The sequence below is a fragment of the Lentzea sp. NPDC004782 genome (genome assembly GCF_040609115.1).
Lineage (GTDB): Bacteria > Actinomycetota > Actinomycetes > Mycobacteriales > Pseudonocardiaceae > Lentzea.
This window is the reverse complement of record NZ_JBEXJN010000049.1, coordinates 52866-70555: the sequence shown is the minus strand read 5'-3', so window position 1 is coordinate 70555 and position 17690 is coordinate 52866. Positions and strand designations below refer to the sequence as shown.

Below are 17690 nucleotides of genomic sequence, written 5' to 3'. Positions count from 1 at the left end.
GCACCCCACTTCTTCTCCAGCACGACGTTGCGGCCCTTCGGGCCGAGCGTCACCTTGACGGCGTCAGCGAGGGTGTTCATACCCCGCTCGAGACCCCGGCGGGCGTCCTCGTCGAACGCGATCAACTTCGCCATTCGCCCAGTCCTTCCGAACATCCGAGTTGCCCGTTAGCACTCCAAGGCGTCGAGTGCTAACAGTTCTCTGATAGCACCGTCCGCCGCACAGTGCAAGGTTCCGCGGTCCCGCCCGGTTGACCCATGTCACACCAACGGTTGAGTCCAACCGGCTCATGTTCGGGAACAATCCCCGGCTCAAGTTCGTCGTCCGGGATGAGTGTTGTTTCCGACCCTCGTGGAGGTGGAAGTCATGGCACTGCCCGCTGTGCGATCGTCCGGCCCGCTGGGCCGCTGGGACCCGTTCCGCGAGTTCGAGGACCTCTACGGTCAGCTGGGCAGGTGGATGGAGTCGGTCGCGAACACCGTCGGCGAGAGCGCGCGTGCCTGGGCCCCGCTGGCCGACGTGACCGAGACCGACGAGGCGTACCTGGTGGAGGTCGAGCTGCCGGGCGTCAGGCGCGACGACATCGCGGTCGACCTGGCCGGCACGGAGCTGTCGATCAGCGGTGAGGTCGTCGAGAAGGAGCGGAAGGGGCTGTTCCGCCAACGCACGCGCCGCGTCGGGCAGTTCTCCTACCGCGTGACGCTGCCGCAGGACGTCGACGCCGACAAGATCCAGGCCGATCTCGCCGACGGCGTGCTGACCGTCCGCGTGCCAAAGACCGAGGCCGCCAAGCCGCGCCGCATCGCGATCAACGGCAAGTGACACCGTCGCCGCCGACCGCCGTCCACTTCGGACCGCGGCCGGCGCCGCCGTACCGGAAAGGAGCAGGGGGAGTGGAGCTGTTGCCGTTGCGAACCGACTTCGACGTGCGCTGGCGCGGCTACGACCACGAACAGGTCCAGTACTACGTGCACCAGGTGGAAGACGAGCTGGCGGTGCTCACCGCCGACCGCGACGCCGCCCTCGAACGCGCGGAGTCCCTTGCCCGGCAACTGGAAGCCGCCCGCACGGAGATCGCCGAGCTGCGGGCCCGCGTCGACCGGATCTGCCGCACCCCGATCGACCCCCAGGCGCTCACCGAGCGGCTGCGGCGCATGGTCGAACTCGCTCACGCCGAAGCCGAGGAGATCACCACCCGCGCCCGCAGCGCCGCCGAGCAGGACTGGGCGAACGCCCACCGTGCCGCCGACCGGTTGCGTCAGCGCGCCGAACACCTCGTGACCGAGCTCGACCGGCGCCGTGCGGACATGGAGACCGAACACCGCGAGCTGATGGACCGCGCCCACGCGCAGGTGGAGGCGATGACCAGGCAGGCCGAACGCCGCCGCCGCGAGCTCGACGAACAGGCCGCGCAGATCCGCCGTCAGGTCGAGTCGGACTTCGAACAGGCCATGGCGCAACGCCGGGCCGAGGCGATGCGCGCACAGGCGGACCAGCAGCGCCGCGCACAGGCCCGCGCCGACCAGACCGTGCGCGAGGCCACCGAGCACGCGCAGCGCATCGTCGCCGACGCCGAACGCCGCGTGGACCTCCTGCACCGGCACCGCGAGCACGTCGCCGGAGAACTCCGTGCCGCACAAGCACTTCTGGCCGACATCGAGCCCCTGCTGCAACCGCTGCCGGAGGAAAGCCCGGTGAAGACGGAGGTGATCCGCACACGCGGTGAGCCGCGTGGCGACGTCAGTGCCGGCACACCTGCCCGAGCTGCCTGCGCAGCTCGGTGATCTGGTCCTGGGCGGCGGCGAGCTCGTCCTCCAGCCCGATGATGCGGGCCGTCGCGGCGAGCGTGTGGCCCTCGTCGAACAGGACGCGGATGCGGCCCGCCAGTTCGAGCTGGCGGCGGCTGTAGCGGCGATGCCCGCCGTCGGAGCGTTGCGGGCGCAGCAGGTCCGCGGTGTCCAGGCTGCGCAGGAACGCCTGCTGCACACCGAGCAGCTCCGCGGCCTGCCCCGTGGTGTAGGCCGGGTAGTCCGCGTCGTCGAGGTCGTCGAGGGGCACGGTGGGCGGCTCCTTGAACCTGAGTAGATCCCCTGGTTGAGACTATCTTCTGCAGAAGCTTGACACAATCTGCAGTGCGCGCTATAAGAAAAGTGTCGGTCAGTGACCTGGTGATGGTTGCCCGGGAGTGATCGAGATGGTCGGCGAGAGCGTGGTTCCCCACGTCGAGCGCGGCGGCGCGCCGGTGTTCGCGGATGTGGTCGCCGCCGACCTCGACTGGGTGCGGGCGGAGTTCGACGAGATCGTCGCGGCGAACTTCCTCGACTCGTCCGCCCCGCCGCTTCGACGGCAACCGCGGCGCCCGCGCGAGCGTGCCCGTCACCCGGCACCACCGATTCCGCCGGCGACCTGGTTCGGCCAGGAGTCCGGCGACCTCGCCGGAACAGCACGCAGAACAGGCGCGCGGGAGCGCTCTCCTCCGCGCCCCGCGCTCACCGCGGTCGACGCTCGACATGACACCTCGAACGGCACGTAGGAGGTGATATCGGCAGGGCACGGCTCGACAGGCGTGGCTGCCCGCCCGTCATCCCGCCGGTTCACGCCTCGACGCGACAACCGGTCTGCGTCTCGTGACGCGACAAGGGCGACCGCCATGAGCCGAACCCCGCCGGGGACGACACGTTGCTGCAGATCTTCGAGTTGAGTCCGATCACGCCCGCCACGGCCACCGGAAACCGTGGCGGGCATTGAACTTGCGTCGGCAGTGACCGTGAAAGGGGGACACTCGTGATCGACCTGGACAAGCCGTGGAACGACGTGACCGACCAGTTGCGTCCCGCCTGGCCGGAACTCGACGAGATCGATCGCGACGACACCGCCGCGCCGGTGGAGGTGATCGAGGCCGACCCCGCCGACGTCGCCGACCAGCGCCGCGTCGTGCCTTTCCCCGACGAACCGGACCCCACCGGAGTCTGGACATGAGCCGTCCAGAACCGGGCTCGGGCGCGGTCCTGGAGCAGGCCGCGCTCGCCGCGCACCACGCGGCCTTCGAGTACGCCGACAGGTCCTGCGCGCCCGACCTCTCCACGGCGTTGGCCGCCCACACCGGTGACTGTCCACAAAGGAACGAGCTGCGCTCCGACGACCACGTCGAACCCGCCCGGCACCTGGCACACGCCTGCCGAAGCTGGGCCGACCTGCGCCACGCCCTCGACGACGCCCAGCACGCCTGCCGCGAGGCCTACGCCGCGCTGAGCCACCTCAACGCCGGACCTGTCCCCACGCGGCCGGGGAGGTGATGCGGCCATGCCGGCGCACCCGCCACCACCGGACCCGCACCGCGTGCTCGGCGTGCCGCACGACGCCACGCCGGCCGAGATCCGCACGGCGTACCGAGCTCTGCTGCTCGCCCTCCACCCGGACACCCGTGCGGAACCCTCCGACCCGGCCCGGCTCGCCCAGGTGGTGGCCGCACACGCCCAACTGCGCGACGCCTGCCGCCGCGACTCCGCGCCTTCCACCACGAACAGCTCGCCGGACGCACGCGGAATCCCGATCCCGATCCGCGTCCGCGGTCCCCGTCGTGAGCCGCCGGACATCCGCGTGGGCCCGGTCCGCACCCTCCGCAACCGCTGACCGAACCAGCCTGATGGCTCTTGAGCCCACTGGCATTGGCATCCAGGGACTTCTAGGGCACTGAGGAACCTCCGAACCGGACGCGCGAACGGCGATGAGTCCCGGCGCGCCCAGTGGTCTGCAGGAGTGTCCACCTTCCGCGCGCGATTTGGAGGAACCTGTGAAGCTCTTGCTCACCTCAGGCGGCGTCACGAACCCGAGCATCCACGCGGCGCTCGTGCAGCTCCTGGGCAAGCCGATCTCCGAGTGCCACGCCCTCTGCGTCCCGACCGCCCAGTGGGCCCACCCGATGTGCGGTCCGGCATCGGTGCAGGGACTCGTGGCCGCCAGGCCGGCGTGGCGGAATTTTTCCGGCCTGGGCTGGGCTTCGCTCGGCGTCCTCGAACTCACCGCACTGCCCACCATCGGCGAGCAGCGATGGGTTCCCTGGCTTCAGGCCGCGGACGTGCTCCTGGCCGGCGGCGGCGACGCGACGTACCTGTGCCACTGGATGCGCGAGTCCGGACTGGCGGATCTGCTGCCGTCGCTGCCCGACAAGGTCTGGGTGGGAGTGAGCGCCGGAAGCATGGTGATGACACCCCGGATCGGTTCGTACTTCGTCGAGTGGCCATCGGCACCGGACGACCGCACCCTCGGAGCCGTCGACTTCGCGATCTTCCCGCACCTGAACGCCTTCCCCACGAACACCCCGGCCGACGCAGAGCGGTGGGCCGCCGACATCGGCATCCCGGCCTACGCCATCGACGAGCAGACGGCCATCAAGGTCGTCGACGGCTCCGTCGAGGTGATCTCCGAGGGGCAGTGGACGAAGTTCGAGCCCCTCGCCGCAAGACCCACAGCACTGAAAGGGGAACGCGACAATGGGTAGGAACAATGCAAAGAAGCAGGTAGAGACGAATCTCTACCTGCTTCTCCGGAGTACGCCGCCAGGGACTCGAACCCCGGACCCGCTGATTAAGAGTCCTCGGGTGGACCTCGGCAGACGTGTCACCTGATGTTGACGCGTGTCGTTTCCGCACGTCGGGTGTCGGATCCCGAAGTGACGGCTGCCGGTCGGTGTCGCCAGGTGTCGTCACAGATCAGGCTCCTCGGGCCCTTCCCGGGCTCGCAGCCGGAACCGCTGTCCGCGACTTGCATCCGGTACCCAGGTACAGGCTTACCTTCGAACCATGAGCACAGAAGCTGAGTCGTGGGCCCCGCAAGCCTGCACCTTGCCCACCGAGCAGCGTCCGCTGCGCGTCGCTGAGTTCGACGCGTTGTTCTCGGATGCTGTGACGAGCGTGCGGCGCGGCGACGCCATGTCCGTGTCGATGGACCTGCTGCCGTCCGCTGAAGTGGCGGCTCAGGCTGCGAGCCTCGCGCTGCGGGAGACCGGGTGCTGCTCGTTCTTCACCTTCAGCCTGGTCGCGACCGGAGGAAGCCTGCACCTGGAGATCCGCGCTCCCGAGCAGCATGCGGACGTGCTGGACGCACTTGCGGCGCGGGCGGAGGAGCTGTCGTCATGACCGGTTTGCGTGCGGGTGAGGTCGCCACGGCAGCCGGGGTGAACCGGCAGACGCTGCGGTACTACGAACGGGTCGGGTTGCTCGCCGAGCCGGATCGGACGCTGGGAGGACACCGGATGTACCCGGCGGAGACGGTGACGGTCATCCGCGTCATCAAGGCCGCGCAGCGGCTTGGTTTCAGCCTCGACGAGGTCGCGGACCTGCTCGACCTCGGTGGGCATCGGCACGGCAAGCCGGGGTTGCGGGCCCGCGCGACCGCCAAGCTGTCCGAGGTCGAGGCCAGGATCGCGGACCTGGAAGTCATCCGCGACACGTTGAAGGCCGCCGTGGCCGCGGGTTGTGACGACCTCGTCGCCTGCTCGCGCGTCCCGGCCTGCCCGCTGCCGTTCGCCGGTCTCGCCGAGGGGAAGGTGGCCGATGCGAACACCTGCTGCTGAGCAGACCCGGCGGTTCGCGTTGTTCGCCGGCGCCGCATGTCTGCTGTGCTGCCTGGTCCCGGTGCTGGGTGCCGCAGGGGTGGCGGGTTTCTTCTCCGCGCTCGGTTTTCGGGATCTGCTGGTCGGTGTGGGAGCGGCGGTCGTGGTGGGTGTTGGCGCGTGGCTGGTTGTACGGCGTCGGCGACGGCACCACTGCGCCGTCGGCGGGTGTGGTTGTCAGACTTCCCGATCATGACTGTGCTGCGCTCGGTGGTGTTGTTCGTGCTGGCCGCGGTGGCGGAGATCGGCGATGCCTGGCTGGTGTGGCAGGGCTTGCGGGAACACAGAGGACTGTGGTGGATCGCCGGGGGAGTGCTGGCACTGGGCGCCTACGGGTTCGTCGCGACTTTCCAGCCCGATCCGAACTTCGGCCGGATCCTCGCCGCCTACGGAGGTGTCTTCGTCGCCGGTTCGCTGGCGTGGGGCGTGGTGATGGACGGATTCCGCCCTGACCGCTGGGACTACGCCGGAGCGATCATCTGCCTGCTCGGCGTGGTTGTGATCATGTACGCGCCGCGCGGCTGAGGTCAGGTCTGCCGGTGGTGTTCGTCGGGGCCGGTGGCCAGCCGGGCGGACCACTTTTCTTCGATGCGGCCGAACTTCCAGACGGCGATGGCGATGAGCCAGGCGACGACGAAGAGGGCGACGATGCCGTAGCCGGCGTAGTCCAGCGGGATGGCGGCGATCGCGGCGAGCGGGCCGGTGGTGATCTTGGCCTGGTCGGTGAGCACTCCGATGAGCTCGACGGTGCCGATGACAAGGGCCACGGCGACGGAGAGCGCGGTGATGGTGATGTTGTAGAAGATCTTGCGGACGGGTTTGGCGAAGGCCCAGCCATAGGCGACGTTCATGAACACGCCGTCGATGGTGTCGAGCAGGCACATGCCGGCGGCGAACAGCACTGGTAGCACGAGAATGGCGTAGAACGGCAGGTTGAACGCCGCGGCGCCGCCGGCGAGGACCAGCAGGCCGATCTCGGTCGCGGTGTCGAACCCGAGTCCGAACAGGACGCCGATGGGGTAGATGTGCCAGGGCTTGCGCACGGACTTCGTGAGGCCGCCGAGGATGCGGTTCATGAAGCCGCGTTTGTTGAGCTGGTCTTCGAGTTCCTGTTCGTCGAAGTCGCCGGCGCGCATGCGGCGGAAGATCCGGATGATGCTCAGCAGCACGGCGAGGTTGAGGATGCCGAGGATCCACAGGAACACGCCGGACACCGACGCGCCGATGATGCCGGTCACGGAGTGCAGTTCGGAGCTGTCGTCCTCGACCTGTCCGGCCAGTGCCTTGACGCCGATGGAGAGCAGGAAGGCCAGTCCGAACACGATGGTGGAGTGGCCGAGGGAGAACCAGAAGCCGACCGAGAGCGGGCGGCGGCCGCCGTCGGCCATGAGTTTGCGGGTGGTGTTGTCGACGGCGGCGATGTGGTCGGCGTCGAACGCGTGCCGCATGCCCAGCGTGTAGGCGAGCACGCCCACGCCGATGCCGAACACGCCGGTGCCGCCGAGGTCGAAGTGCTGGGGGACGACGAGTGCGTAGAGCACGCCGAACCCCACGACGTGCAGCAGCACGATGAACCCGGCCATCCCCGCCAGTGACGCCCGTTCCTGGGTGTCCAGGGCGTTCCACAGCCGTGACCAGCGGGAATCGGATGGTGCTGTCATGGTGGCGTCACCTCAGGTGGATCGTGGCGGGGGCGGTGCGACGCTACCTGCGACTTTCCTGCTGCTACAAGCTTCTTGCAACAGCAAAGACTGTGCATATGGGACATCGTGGTGTGAAGGTCACGAAGTGAGCCGCACGGTCTCGTCGGCCCAGTGGTCGAGGAGCACCGAGTCGTGTGAGATGGCGAGCACCCCGGCGCCGGTTTCGGCTTGGTAGTCGCGGATGACGCCGACGAGCGCGGCGGCGGTGGAGGCGTCGAGCATGGTGGTCATCTCGTCGCAGATGAGGAACGACGGCCGCAGCGCGAGTGCGCGGGCGAGGCAGGCGCGTTGGAGTTGGCCGTCGCTGACCTCGTGGGCTCGTCTGCCGAGCAGGTCGGGGGTGAGCATGACGAGCTCGGCGAGTTCGTCGACGCGGTTGTGGTCGCGGGTGGTGCGCAGGGGTTCGGCGATGGCGGCGCGCAGGGTCATCCGCGGGTCGACCGATAGACGAGGTTGCTGGAACAGCACGCCGATGCGGGTGCGCAGTTCTCGTGGTGCGCGGTGGCGGAAGCCGGTCACCGGGATGTCGTCGAGCCACACTGTGCCGCTGAAAGGCTTGAGCAGCATGGAGAGCACCCGCGCCAGGGTGGACTTGCCGCTGCCGCTCGGCCCGGCGAGTCCTACGGTCTGTCCGGAGTGGATGGTCAACGTGACGTCGGTGATCACCGGGTGGTGGTAGCCCGCGGTGATGTTCTCGGCGGTCAGCACGGGAAGTGGCACGCGGCGGCGTGCTCGTCGTCGGTGAGGAACGGGCGTTCGGCGCAGAGCGGGGCGGCTCGTTCGCATCGTGGTGCGAAGGAGCAGCCGGGTGGCAGGTCGGTGAGCAGCGGTGGCTGGCCGGGGATGGGAGTGAAGTCGCGGTCGGGCAAGGCGTTGCGCAGGCCACGGGCGTAGGGGTGGTGGGGTGTGTCGAGGACCTTGCGGGTGGGGCCGAGCTCGACGATGCGGCCTGCGTACATAACGGCGACGCGGTCGGCGATGCGCTGGGCCGCGGCGAGGTCGTGGGTGATGAGCAGGACGGCGCGGTGGTCGTCGACCATGCGGCGGAACTCCTCGATCAGGCCGTCGACCAGGTGGCGGTCCAGGCCGGTGGTGGGTTCGTCGGCGATGAGCAGCCACGGGTCGCCGGCGAGCGCCAGCGCGTTGGCGACGCGTTGGGCCATGCCGCCGGAGAGCTCGTGCGGGTAGCGGTCGATGTCGTCGGGGGTCAGTCCGGCGCGGCCTGCGAGCTGGTCGGCGGTCTGACCGGAGCGGTGCACGCGCAGGGCTTCGTCGAGCTGGGCGCGGGCGGTGCGGACCGGGGTGAGGTGGCTGGCCGGGCTCTGCGGGATGAGGCCGATCCGGCGGCTGCGGATCGTGGTGGCGAGCTCGTGGTCGGACGCTGCGAGCAGGTCCACCGCACCAGACGGGGAGCTGAGCGTCGCACGACCGGCGGTTTCCGCGTTGCCAGGCAGGAAACCGAGCAGGGCGCTGGCGAGCACGGTCTTGCCACAGCCGCTCTCGCCGACGAGCGCGACGCACTCTCCGGGTCGGATGCGCAGGGACACGTCGTTGACCGCGGCGACCGTCGCGCCCGGCAACGAGAACCGGACGGAGACGCGGTCGAGCACGAGTTCGTTCACCATGTGAGCTCCGTGCGCCGCTTGGGGTTGAGCCTGTCGCGCCACACGCCGCTGATCCCGGAGATGGCGAGGGTGGTGATGATCAGGAGCAGACCGGGTGCGAGGGACATCCACCAGCCGCCGATGAGCAGGGACCGCTGGGCATCGTTGATCATGTTGCCGATGCTGGCCGCGTGCGGGGGCAGGCCAAGGCCGAGGAACGACAACGCCGTCTCGTGCCAGACCGCGTGCGGCACCATCAGCGTGGTCGCGAGCAGGACCTGTGGCGCGACGTTCGGCAGCAGGTGCCGCACCAGGATCCGGGTGCGGGACGAGCCGCCGACGATCGCCGCGTCGATGAACGGCCTGGTGCGCAACGACAACACCTCCGACCGCACGATGCGGGCAGAAGACAGCCAGTGCGTGAGCGCGATCGAGATGACCACAGCGCTCAGGCTCGGCCGCAGGATCGCGACGATCACGATGCCCAGCAACAGGTGCGGCACCGAGGCGACCGCATCCACCAGTCGCATGAGCAGCCGGTCGACCCAGCCACCGGCGGTGCCCGCGAGCGCGCCGACCGCGGTGCCGAGCACGGACGAGATCACCGCGGCGAGCAGCCCGACGCCCATCGACACCCGCAGCGCGTAAACACAGCGCAGCAACACATCCCGGCCGAGCTCGTCGGTGCCGAACAGGTGCTGCGCCGACGGCGGCCGGTTGGCGACGGCGAGATCGACATACTGCTCGTTGAGATCGACCACCAGCGGCACGACCAGCACCGCCAGGGCGAGCACGCCGAGCACGATCGCGGAAGGGACCATCCGCCAGCGCGGGGATCGCGGTGCGCTGGCGGCGGCGATCCGGGAGCGTGGCACGGGCCGCCAGGAGATCTCAGCCATCCAGCACCACCCTTGGGTCGGCCAGCGCGTACAGGACGTCGGCGAGCAGGTTGCCCAGCAGCACGACCGCGGTGGCGAGCACGGTCAACGCGCCGAGCAGGGCGAAGTCGACGTTCAACGCCGCCTCCACGGTGGCCCGCGCGATACCTGGCCAGGAGAACACGGTCTCCACCAGCAACGCGCCGGTGATCAGCTCGGGCAGCCGGGCGCCGAGCAGCGTCAGGAATGGCAGCAGCGAGGTCCGCAGCGCGTGCCCGGACACCACCAGCCGATCGGGCAGGCCACGTGACCGCGCGCCGATCACGTGGTCCTGCGTGAACGATTCGAGGAGGTTCTGCCGCACGAACAACACGAACCACGGCGCCTGCGAGATCGCCAGCACCGACACCGGGAGCACCAGGTGCTTGCTCACCTGCCCGAAGCTCAGTGACGCGTCGGCGTCGGTCAACCCGCCGCCGGGCAGCCACTGCAGCTGCAACGCGAACACGTAGAGCGCGGCCAGCCCGAGCCAGAACACCGGTGCGGCTTCGAGTGCGTAGGAGACAGCGGTGATCACCCGGTCGATCCAGCTGCCTTGGAACCAGGCCGCCGCGGTGCCGAGTACCAGTCCCAGCAGCAAAGCCAGCGCGAACCCGATCGCGACGAGTAGCACCGACCAGCCGAGCCGGTCGCCGACCACCTGCGACACGGGCTGCTGCAACGACAGCGAGTCGCCGAAGTCGCCGGTGACCGCGTGCCGCAGCCAGGCACAGTACTGCTGCACGACCGGCTGGTCGACGCCCCAGTTCTCCCGGATCTGCGCGACCCGTTCCGGTGAGGCGCCGACGATCCGCACGCCGAAGTAGCGCTCGATCGGGTCGAACGGCGACGCCTTCGCCAGAGCGAACAACGCGAAGCTGACCAGCAGCAGCACCGGGGCCGCGAAACCGAGACGACGCAGCACCAGTTTGCCGATACCGCGGTTCCTCACGACTTGGGTGTCCACTTTTCGAGGTTCCACCACACGGCGTGGATCAGGCCGTGGTCGTGCGGCTCGACCTGCTCCTGCTGCCCGTTCCACTTGTCCCGCAACACATAGGTGTGGTCGAGGAACACCAGGAACGCCCAGCCCGGATCCGCGACGTAGGCCTTCTGGAAGTCGCCGTAAGCCTGCTTGCGAGCGGCGGGGTCGAGGCTGCGCCGCGCGGTGTCCAGCGCGGTGTCGACCGAGGAGTTCTTGTACAGCGTCATGTTCACGTAGCCGCCCGCACCGGCGTACTTCGAGTGCAGCAGCGTGTACGCGGCGGTGTCCGGGTCGTACGGGTCGCCGCCGCCCCAGATGCTCGCGGTCTCCTTCTGCCGCTGCAACATGATCTCGAACGTCGTCGCCTCGACCGGTGCGTCCACGCCGAGCTTGGCGATGTCGCTCGCGGTCGCCAGCGCGAGCTCCTTGCGCAGCACATCAGGTGCGGGGTAGAGGATCGGCAGCCTCGCGGGCTGACCGTCTTTGGCGCGCTTGCCGTCCGCACCCTTGCGCCAGCCGGCGTCGTCGAGCAGCTTCTCGGCCTGCGCGGTGTCGTACCTGAACGACGCGTTCTCGTCGTACCAGTCCTTGAGATACGGCGAAATCGGCGTGGTGGCGGGCTTTCCAGCACCCGCGAGGACCGCGTCGATCATCGCCTGCCGGTTGATGCCGAGGTTGATCGCCAGTCGCACCTTGGGATCGGACGTGAACGGCAGCTCCGACGGAATGCCGAGACCGCGGTAGTCGGCGGACGGGTTGCGCACGACCTTGTAGCCGTTCTTGCCCTCGTAGGACTTCGTCAGCTTCGGCGGCAGCACCGTGCCGTCGAACTCGCCCGCGGCCATTCGAGTGGCGCGCGCGTTGTCGTCCGGCACGAACACCACGGTCACGGTCTTGATCGCGGGCGCGCCACCCCAGTAGCTCTCGTTGGCCTTCAACACCATCCGGTCGCCCTTGCGCCACTCGGCCACGGTGTACGGGCCGGTGCCGACGGGTGCGGTGTTGAACGGCGCGCTGTTGATGTCCGCGCCCTCCAGGGCTTTGCGCGGCACGATGCCCAGCGTCAGCTGCTGCACGAACGGCGCATACGGGTAGGACAGCCGAAACTGCACGGTCTTGTCGTCAGGGGCGGTCACATCCGCCAGTGCGTCGAACCGGGAGGCGACCGTGGAGTTGACCTTCTTGTCCAGCACGGACTTGTAGGTGAACACGACGTCCTGTGCGGACAACGCGGTGCCGTCGGAGAACTTGGCGTCCTTCAGCTTCGCCGTCCACGTCAGACCGTCCGCCGACGCCGTGGGCACCTGCTCCGCCAACGCGGGTGTCAGCTTGAGCTGCGCGTCCCGTGACACCAGGCCGTCGAAGATCTTCGACGCGCCGTCGGGCCCGTAGCCGAGGATCGGGTTGAGGTTCTCCGGCTCGCTGCCGGCACCGATCACGATGGACTGCCCGGTGTTCGCCGTGGTCTCGCCATCGGGCGACGTGCACGCAGCCACCAGCCCTGCCGCGACAAGAACGATCATCAACTGACGGCGCACGCGCATCACCTCGTGACGTGGTCGGCAGTGTTGCCGCGTGCAGCTAACAGCAAACAACTTGCAATAAGCAACGTTGACTTCTGCGGATGCGATGTTTAAGGGCGTGTGCGAGCAGCCGGCGGTCAATCTCTCGCTGTGGGGAGGACCACATGGCGGACCAGCATCAACACGCGCACATGTGAGGGTGATAGAGCAGCTTTAGCTTGGCGTGTAGGGGAATTCAGCAACGGCCAGTGGTTCGCCTGCGTGCTGCACGACCGCCGGAACCGCACGTGCCCTCGCCCCCTGGGCGGAGGGCGAGGGCACGCGATGGCAGCGTGGTGGCTTGTCGGAGCACCCACCTGCCAGCCTGGAGGGAACCTACTTCGACGGCGCGATCAGCCCGCCGTTGCCGGCGCGGGCGGCGTCGAAGCGACGGGTCACGTCGGCCCAGTTGACCAGCGACCACAGCTTCTGCACGTAGTCCGGCCGCACGTTGCGGTACTGCAGGTAGTAGGCGTGCTCCCACGCGTCGAACACCAGCACCGGGGTGGTGTTCATGCCGACGTTGCCGTGGTGGTCGTAGACCTGCTCCACGATCAGCCGCTGCGACAACGGCTCCCAGGCCAGCACGCCCCAGCCGGAGCCCTGCACCAGCGAGGTGGCGGCCGTGAGCTGCTTGGAGAACGCCTCGAAGGAGCCGAAGTGCTCGTCGATCGCCGCGGACAGCTCACCGTCGGGCCGGTCGCCGCCGTCGGGGGAGAGGTTGTCCCAGAACATCGTGTGCAGCACGTGCCCGGACAGGTTGAACGCGAAGGTCTTCTCCAGGCCGACGATGCCGGAGAAGTCCTCCTTCTCGCGCGTCTCGGCGAGGCGCTCGAGCATGTCGTTGGCGCCCTTGACGTAGGCGGCGTGGTGCTTGCTGTGGTGCAGCTCCAGGATCTCGCCGGTGATCGCGGGTTCCAGCGCCGCGTAGTCGTAGGGCAGATCCGGCAGCACGTACTGGCTCATCGGTCTCTCTCCGGGGACGGCTTCGTGGTGGGTGCCGCCAGCCTTTCGCAACAGCCATAAGCTTGCAACAGGGAGGTGGGTCAATGGACGAGTACGACTTGACCCCAGCCGGCGCCCACGAGCTCGCCCCGCTGGTCACGCCGCTGAAGCGCCTGTACCGCCGCTGCTTCTCCGGCCCGCCCTGGAACGAGGGCGAGGCACGGCTCGCCGGGTTCACCGGCCGGTTCGCCGCTCACCTCGCCGTCGCCGGCACGCACGGCGTCATCGCCCGGCACGGCGGTGCGATCGCCGGGATCGTCTACGGCTGGCCAGCCGCCGCGGAGACGCCTGACAGCCCGTTCTACGCCCGCGTGTACGGCGCGGTCGATCCAGCGAAGCACCACCTGCTGCTGGCGCCTTCGCTGGAAGTCGCCGAACTGATGGTCGACCCCGACCATCAGGGTCGCGGCCTCGGCCGGGCGCTGCTGGCCCAGCTCGCTGATCCGCACCCGCTCGCATGGCTGTGCACGCACCCCAACGCACCGGCCCGCGGCCTCTACGAGTCCGAGGGTTGGGCGAAGCTCGGCGCCTACACCAACGCCGACGGCACACCGCTGATCGTCATGTCCCGTGCTCGGGGGTGCTGAACGCTACTTGTCGAGGTGCCTCGCGCGTTCGGCCCTGCCGGCGAGCACGTCGTCGCGCTTCTGCTCCATCTCCGCCAGCGCGGTCTCGCGATCGCCTGGGGAGAGGTGGTCGACGTACAGCGTGCCGTTGAGGTGGTCCGTCTTGTGTTGCACGCAGCGGGCGAAGTAGCCGGTCGCCTTGATAACCAGGGGACGGCCGTTCTTGTCCTGGCTGCGGACGACAGCACGGTCTGCGCGGGCCAGGTCGCGGCGCAGCTCCTGCAAGGCCGACTTCGTGTCATGGGCGAGGTACGCCAAGATCGCGGCAGCAAGCTGCCGGTGGGTGAGCACTGGGTTAAAGCGGGTTCACGAGTCCTTCCCGAGACGCGTGCGCTTGCCGGTGGCTGGGGATGAGCGACCGCTGAGGGATGTCGTGCCCACCTGGCGCTGGTGTGAGCACATCACCAAAACCTGTCGGCGTTCTCCCGCTGATCGCTGTCGTTCGAGGCGTGGAGGTACGTGAGGTGTTGTTCGTCGGTGATGACTGGGCTGAAGGTCATCACGACATCGAGATCATGGACACGAACGGCAAGAAGCTGTGTGGCACACGATTGCCTGAGGGCGTCGAGGGCATCCAGCAGCTGCACGCGTTGATCGCAGATCACGCCAGCGGCGGCCCGGATCAAGTGCTGGTCGGCATCGAGACCGATCGCGGGCCGTGGGTGACGGCACTGGTGGCTGCGGGCTACCGGGTGTTCGCGGTCAATCCGCGCCAGGCCGCTCGGTTCCGGGAACGCTTCGCGCTGTCCGGAGCCAAGAGCGATGCCACGGACGCGCACGCGCTGGCGGACATGGTGCGAACGGACTCCCACCAGCTCCGCGAGGTGGCGGGCGACAGCGACCTGTCCGAGGCGATCAAGTTGCTCGCGCGCACGCACCAGACTTTGATCTGGGAGCGGCAACGACAGGTCGCTCGCCTGAGAGCCCAATTGCGCGATTTCTTCCCCGCCGCGCTGGCCGCGTTCGGCGAAGACCTGGCCGCTGCCGAGGTGCTGGATCTGCTCAAGCGGGTACCAGACCCCGATGCCGCGGCAAAGCTGTCGAGGCCCGACATCCTGGCAGTGCTGAAGCGGGTGGGCAGGAAGCGGCTCGTCGATGAGCGAGCCGAACGGATCCACACCGGCCTGAGCTCGGAACAGCTCCGCTTGCCCGTCGTTCTGCAACGGGCCTACGCGATCACGGTCCGAGCTTTGGCGGGCGTGATCGCCGCGCTGGTCGAGCAGATCGACCTCGTCGAGGCCGAGTTGGTCAAGCGTCTCGGTCGGCATCCGGACGCGGAAATCTACCTCTCGCAACCTGGCATGGGTGAGATCGTGAGCAGCAGGGTGCTCGGTGAGTTCGGCGACGACCCCACCCGCTATGCAGGAGCGAAAGCGCGGAAGAACTACGCCGGCACCAGCCCGGTCACCATCGAGTCTGGCCGCAGGGGCACGGTCAACGCCCGCCACGTTCGTAACACGCGGTTGATCGACGCGCTGATGCGCCAGGCCATGTGCGCCCTGCGGAGCTCACCAGGCGCACGGGCCTATTACGATCGCCAGCGCGCCCGCGGAGTGCCGCACAACGCCGCTCTCCGGCATGTTGCCAACCGCCTTGTCGGGATCCTCCACGGCTGTCTCGCCACCCGCACCACCTACGACGAGGCCACCGCGTGGGGCCACCGCGACGAGCGGGCCGCCTAACCTCCAGACGAGGTACCTCGCCCTGCACGGTGCGTCCATCGAGGTCTTGAAACCACTGCGACGGTTCACGCTCCTCGTCAGCGCCGTGACCTTGGCGCTCAACGTGGCAGATCCACTGCTGTCGGGTGACTATGGCAAGGCTGCGTTCGACGCGGTGGGGCCGGTGCTGCTGATCGGGTGGGCCGAGGTCGGACCCGGCATGCTCCAGTCGATCTCGCAGGCTGGTCGATCACGGCAGGCTCAGCTGCTCGCCGTTAGCCACGAGCATCGTGCCTACGAGATGTCCGACGTCGAAGAGGATGCTACGAACCTTGGTCGTGCACGACAGGCGGACGCCCGACACTGGGCGGTCCACAAGCGACCCATCTCGGCGGACACGCTGCGCGGTGAGCTCAAGATCAGCATGGATTGTGCGCGTGAACTAGTAGTCGCTCTTCGTGCCGAACTCGCTGACCTAGTTGTTGAACGTGTTGGGGGACATGGCCTGGGGCTGCGAGTCGCCGCCTTGGTCGGCGATGAACGCGACTAGTTCGTTGCACTGAGTCCGCGATCCCGTTCCGGCCGGCTCAAGGTTCAAACCCGCCGTATCGACTGCTTCTCGATAGGCTTACTGGTTTCACGACGTTCAACTAGACCTTGCTGGGCCAGTTGATCCCATGCTCTTCGGAGGTGCTTGCCGTCGGCAAGTCCCAGCGTTGTACCGAAGATCACGTCCATGTCCCGGCAGACGTCGAGTCGCGGTCGCGTCTGTGTCAGCCTTTTGATGTTCTCGGTGATTGTGGCGATCCATCGCTTCTGGAGTTCCTCCTCGGCCCGTGAGTGTTCCTCCTCGGTGATTTGAGGAACCAGCGTCCCCGAGAACAAGTCCTCCTGACCGGTGTCGGCTTCACGGGCGAGGCGCTTAGTGAGTGCGAGCTGGTGATTGGCCTGGCGCCAGGTGCTGTTCGCCTTCGCTGCCGCTTCGGCGATGCACCACTTGCCCTGAGGGTGGAAGGTGAAGTGGACCAGCCAGTAGACCGGTGTGTCCTGCTCCAGCGTGTTCCAGACCGGAATCAACGTCGCTTCACACCGCTGTGGGGTCCCAGGCTGCGCGCGCTTGTTGACTGCCTCGCACACGAGGCGGGCGTACTCGCTGACCAGCTTGCTCACCGCTTGTCCGCCTGTGGATGCCGCCAGGTAGACGTCGCGCCACCAAGCCCCGCCGAGGACCAGGTCCAGTCGATCGAGGGTGGTTGCTTGTTGGGCAGTGGGCTGGTCGGTGTTGAGAAAGCCTCCGGCTCGAGAGAAGGCCATGGAGATGAAGTTCAGCAGGATCTCGGTCTTGCTTCCTCGTCCGGCGCGAGGGCGCTTGAGCACGCGCACCACCTCGTCGAACGTGGGGCCGAGGCCGTAGGGGTCGATGAACATGAACAGTGGTGCATCACCCGCGAATGCCAGAGCCTCGTCCAAGTGCTTGCTCGCCTTGCCATGGCGTGCTTGCCACCGCGCCTCCGGCGGCATGTTCTGCGTCAGAACGGCCTTGAGGTGTTGATGGTGACTGCGTCGGGCCTCAACGAACATGCACGCGATGTCCCGGTGTGCAGCCCCGGACGCGCCCAACATCCCCGTCACGTTCTTCGCGATCAAGAGAGGGCTTCCGGGCGTGCCGTCTTCGTACTCGCCTGGCCCGGCGTGGGTGTCGACGTAGACCAGGCGCTTGTCGACCTCGGTGGAGCCGGCCTTGCCTGCGAACTTGGGGAAGTAGCTCTTCAGCAGGCTGTGCTTGAACACCGCCGCGGACTTCTTCGACACGAAGAAAGGGTCGCAACCAGGTCCGGTCTCGGTGCCGATCTCACCGCCGGTCTCGCCGCCCAGCTGGTAGTCGGCCAGTTCTTCGGCAGTGAGGTCGTCGTTCGTTCCGTCTGCGGCAATGCTCGGATCGTTGCGCTCGTCGTCAGTCAAGCGGTCCCTCCAGCTCTCACCGAGGTGTCGCTGTTAGTGACCGTCAACGCT

Annotated in this window: 23 protein-coding genes; 13 read left to right on the top strand and 10 right to left on the bottom strand. The window is 68.1% G+C overall.

Annotation, left to right across the window (positions count from 1 at the left end; translation table 11 throughout):
* Positions 1-366 precede the first annotated feature (366 nt).
* Both ABZV40_RS35050 and ABZV40_RS35045 read left to right on the top strand, forming a co-directional pair.
* The gene (locus ABZV40_RS35050) at positions 367-822 is read left to right on the top strand and encodes an Hsp20/alpha crystallin family protein (RefSeq protein WP_355451608.1); all 456 of its coding nucleotides are present in this window, start codon (positions 367-369) and stop codon (positions 820-822) included.
* A 71-nt stretch (positions 823-893) separates the two neighbouring features.
* Positions 894-1784: a hypothetical protein gene (locus ABZV40_RS35045; protein ID WP_355451605.1), complete on the top strand. Its 891-nt coding sequence runs from the start codon at positions 894-896 to the stop codon at positions 1782-1784.
* Here ABZV40_RS35045 and ABZV40_RS35040 read toward each other — a convergent pair.
* Positions 1741-2058, bottom strand: a complete 318-nt coding sequence (locus ABZV40_RS35040) for a MerR family transcriptional regulator (protein WP_355451602.1) — start codon at positions 2056-2058, stop codon at positions 1741-1743. The two genes, ABZV40_RS35045 and ABZV40_RS35040, sit on opposite strands and share 44 nt — an antisense overlap.
* A gap of 127 nt (positions 2059-2185) precedes the next feature.
* On the opposite strand from ABZV40_RS35040, the gene ABZV40_RS35035 reads away from it, so the two are divergent.
* From ABZV40_RS35035 to ABZV40_RS35000, 8 genes are all read left to right on the top strand, one after another.
* Positions 2186-2533: a hypothetical protein gene (locus ABZV40_RS35035; RefSeq protein WP_355451599.1), complete on the top strand. Its 348-nt coding sequence runs from the start codon at positions 2186-2188 to the stop codon at positions 2531-2533.
* Between the two features lie 251 nt (positions 2534-2784).
* A complete protein-coding gene (locus ABZV40_RS35030) occupies positions 2785-2979 on the top strand; it encodes a hypothetical protein (protein ID WP_355451596.1) in 195 nt (64 codons plus the stop codon).
* Positions 2976-3296, top strand: a complete 321-nt coding sequence (locus tag ABZV40_RS35025; RefSeq protein ID WP_355451594.1) for a hypothetical protein — start codon at positions 2976-2978, stop codon at positions 3294-3296. Before ABZV40_RS35030 ends, ABZV40_RS35025 begins: the two co-directional genes overlap by 4 nt.
* A gap of 7 nt (positions 3297-3303) precedes the next feature.
* Positions 3304-3633, top strand: coding sequence for a DnaJ domain-containing protein (locus ABZV40_RS35020; protein ID WP_355451591.1), 330 nt, complete (start codon positions 3304-3306; stop codon positions 3631-3633).
* A 160-nt stretch (positions 3634-3793) separates the two neighbouring features.
* Positions 3794-4501: a Type 1 glutamine amidotransferase-like domain-containing protein gene (locus ABZV40_RS35015; RefSeq protein ID WP_355451589.1), complete on the top strand. Its 708-nt coding sequence runs from the start codon at positions 3794-3796 to the stop codon at positions 4499-4501.
* A 301-nt stretch (positions 4502-4802) separates the two neighbouring features.
* Positions 4803-5138: a hypothetical protein gene (locus tag ABZV40_RS35010; protein WP_355451586.1), complete on the top strand. Its 336-nt coding sequence runs from the start codon at positions 4803-4805 to the stop codon at positions 5136-5138.
* Positions 5135-5575, top strand: a complete 441-nt coding sequence (locus tag ABZV40_RS35005; RefSeq protein WP_355451583.1) for a MerR family transcriptional regulator — start codon at positions 5135-5137, stop codon at positions 5573-5575. The genes ABZV40_RS35010 and ABZV40_RS35005 overlap by 4 nt, the downstream gene beginning before the upstream one ends.
* A 228-nt stretch (positions 5576-5803) precedes the next feature.
* Complete coding sequence (locus ABZV40_RS35000; RefSeq protein WP_355451617.1) at positions 5804-6139, top strand: YnfA family protein; 336 nt, start codon at positions 5804-5806, stop codon at positions 6137-6139.
* A gap of 2 nt (positions 6140-6141) precedes the next feature.
* On the opposite strand, the gene ABZV40_RS34995 is transcribed toward ABZV40_RS35000, so the two are convergent.
* The 7 genes from ABZV40_RS34995 to ABZV40_RS34965 form a co-directional block, all read right to left on the bottom strand.
* Positions 6142-7197, bottom strand: coding sequence for a HoxN/HupN/NixA family nickel/cobalt transporter (locus ABZV40_RS34995; RefSeq protein WP_355451614.1), 1056 nt, complete (start codon positions 7195-7197; stop codon positions 6142-6144).
* A gap of 198 nt (positions 7198-7395) precedes the next feature.
* Complete coding sequence (locus ABZV40_RS34990) at positions 7396-8037, bottom strand: ATP-binding cassette domain-containing protein (protein WP_355451580.1); 642 nt, start codon at positions 8035-8037, stop codon at positions 7396-7398.
* A complete protein-coding gene (locus ABZV40_RS34985) occupies positions 8019-8942 on the bottom strand; it encodes an ABC transporter ATP-binding protein (RefSeq protein ID WP_355451577.1) in 924 nt (307 codons plus the stop codon). The genes ABZV40_RS34990 and ABZV40_RS34985 overlap by 19 nt, the downstream gene beginning before the upstream one ends.
* Complete coding sequence (locus ABZV40_RS34980; protein ID WP_355451574.1) at positions 8936-9820, bottom strand: ABC transporter permease; 885 nt, start codon at positions 9818-9820, stop codon at positions 8936-8938. Before ABZV40_RS34980 ends, ABZV40_RS34985 begins: the two co-directional genes overlap by 7 nt.
* A complete protein-coding gene (locus ABZV40_RS34975; protein ID WP_355451571.1) occupies positions 9813-10805 on the bottom strand; it encodes an ABC transporter permease in 993 nt (330 codons plus the stop codon). Before ABZV40_RS34975 ends, ABZV40_RS34980 begins: the two co-directional genes overlap by 8 nt.
* Positions 10787-12361, bottom strand: coding sequence for an ABC transporter substrate-binding protein (locus ABZV40_RS34970; RefSeq protein ID WP_355451568.1), 1575 nt, complete (start codon positions 12359-12361; stop codon positions 10787-10789). The genes ABZV40_RS34975 and ABZV40_RS34970 overlap by 19 nt, the downstream gene beginning before the upstream one ends.
* 360 nt (positions 12362-12721) lie before the next feature.
* Entirely contained in the window at positions 12722-13351 is a 630-nt protein-coding gene (locus tag ABZV40_RS34965; protein WP_355451565.1) for a superoxide dismutase, read from the bottom strand.
* A gap of 83 nt (positions 13352-13434) precedes the next feature.
* Between ABZV40_RS34965 and ABZV40_RS34960 the strand changes: the two genes are divergently transcribed.
* Positions 13435-13977: a GNAT family N-acetyltransferase gene (locus ABZV40_RS34960; RefSeq protein ID WP_355451562.1), complete on the top strand. Its 543-nt coding sequence runs from the start codon at positions 13435-13437 to the stop codon at positions 13975-13977.
* A gap of 3 nt (positions 13978-13980) precedes the next feature.
* On the opposite strand, the gene ABZV40_RS34955 is transcribed toward ABZV40_RS34960, so the two are convergent.
* Positions 13981-14307, bottom strand: coding sequence for a peptide deformylase (locus tag ABZV40_RS34955; RefSeq protein WP_355451559.1), 327 nt, complete (start codon positions 14305-14307; stop codon positions 13981-13983).
* A gap of 173 nt (positions 14308-14480) precedes the next feature.
* Between ABZV40_RS34955 and ABZV40_RS34950 the strand changes: the two genes are divergently transcribed.
* Both ABZV40_RS34950 and ABZV40_RS34945 read left to right on the top strand, forming a co-directional pair.
* Positions 14481-15698, top strand: coding sequence for an IS110 family transposase (locus tag ABZV40_RS34950; protein ID WP_355451611.1), 1218 nt, complete (start codon positions 14481-14483; stop codon positions 15696-15698).
* An 85-nt stretch (positions 15699-15783) separates the two neighbouring features.
* On the top strand, positions 15784-16227 hold the full coding sequence (locus ABZV40_RS34945; protein ID WP_355451557.1) for a hypothetical protein: 444 nt from the start codon (positions 15784-15786) through the stop codon (positions 16225-16227).
* 44 nt (positions 16228-16271) lie between these two features.
* Here ABZV40_RS34945 and tcmP read toward each other — a convergent pair whose 3' ends face one another.
* Positions 16272-17639, bottom strand: coding sequence for a three-Cys-motif partner protein TcmP (gene tcmP / locus ABZV40_RS34940; RefSeq protein WP_355451554.1), 1368 nt, complete (start codon positions 17637-17639; stop codon positions 16272-16274).
* Positions 17640-17690: the final 51 nt, after the last annotated feature.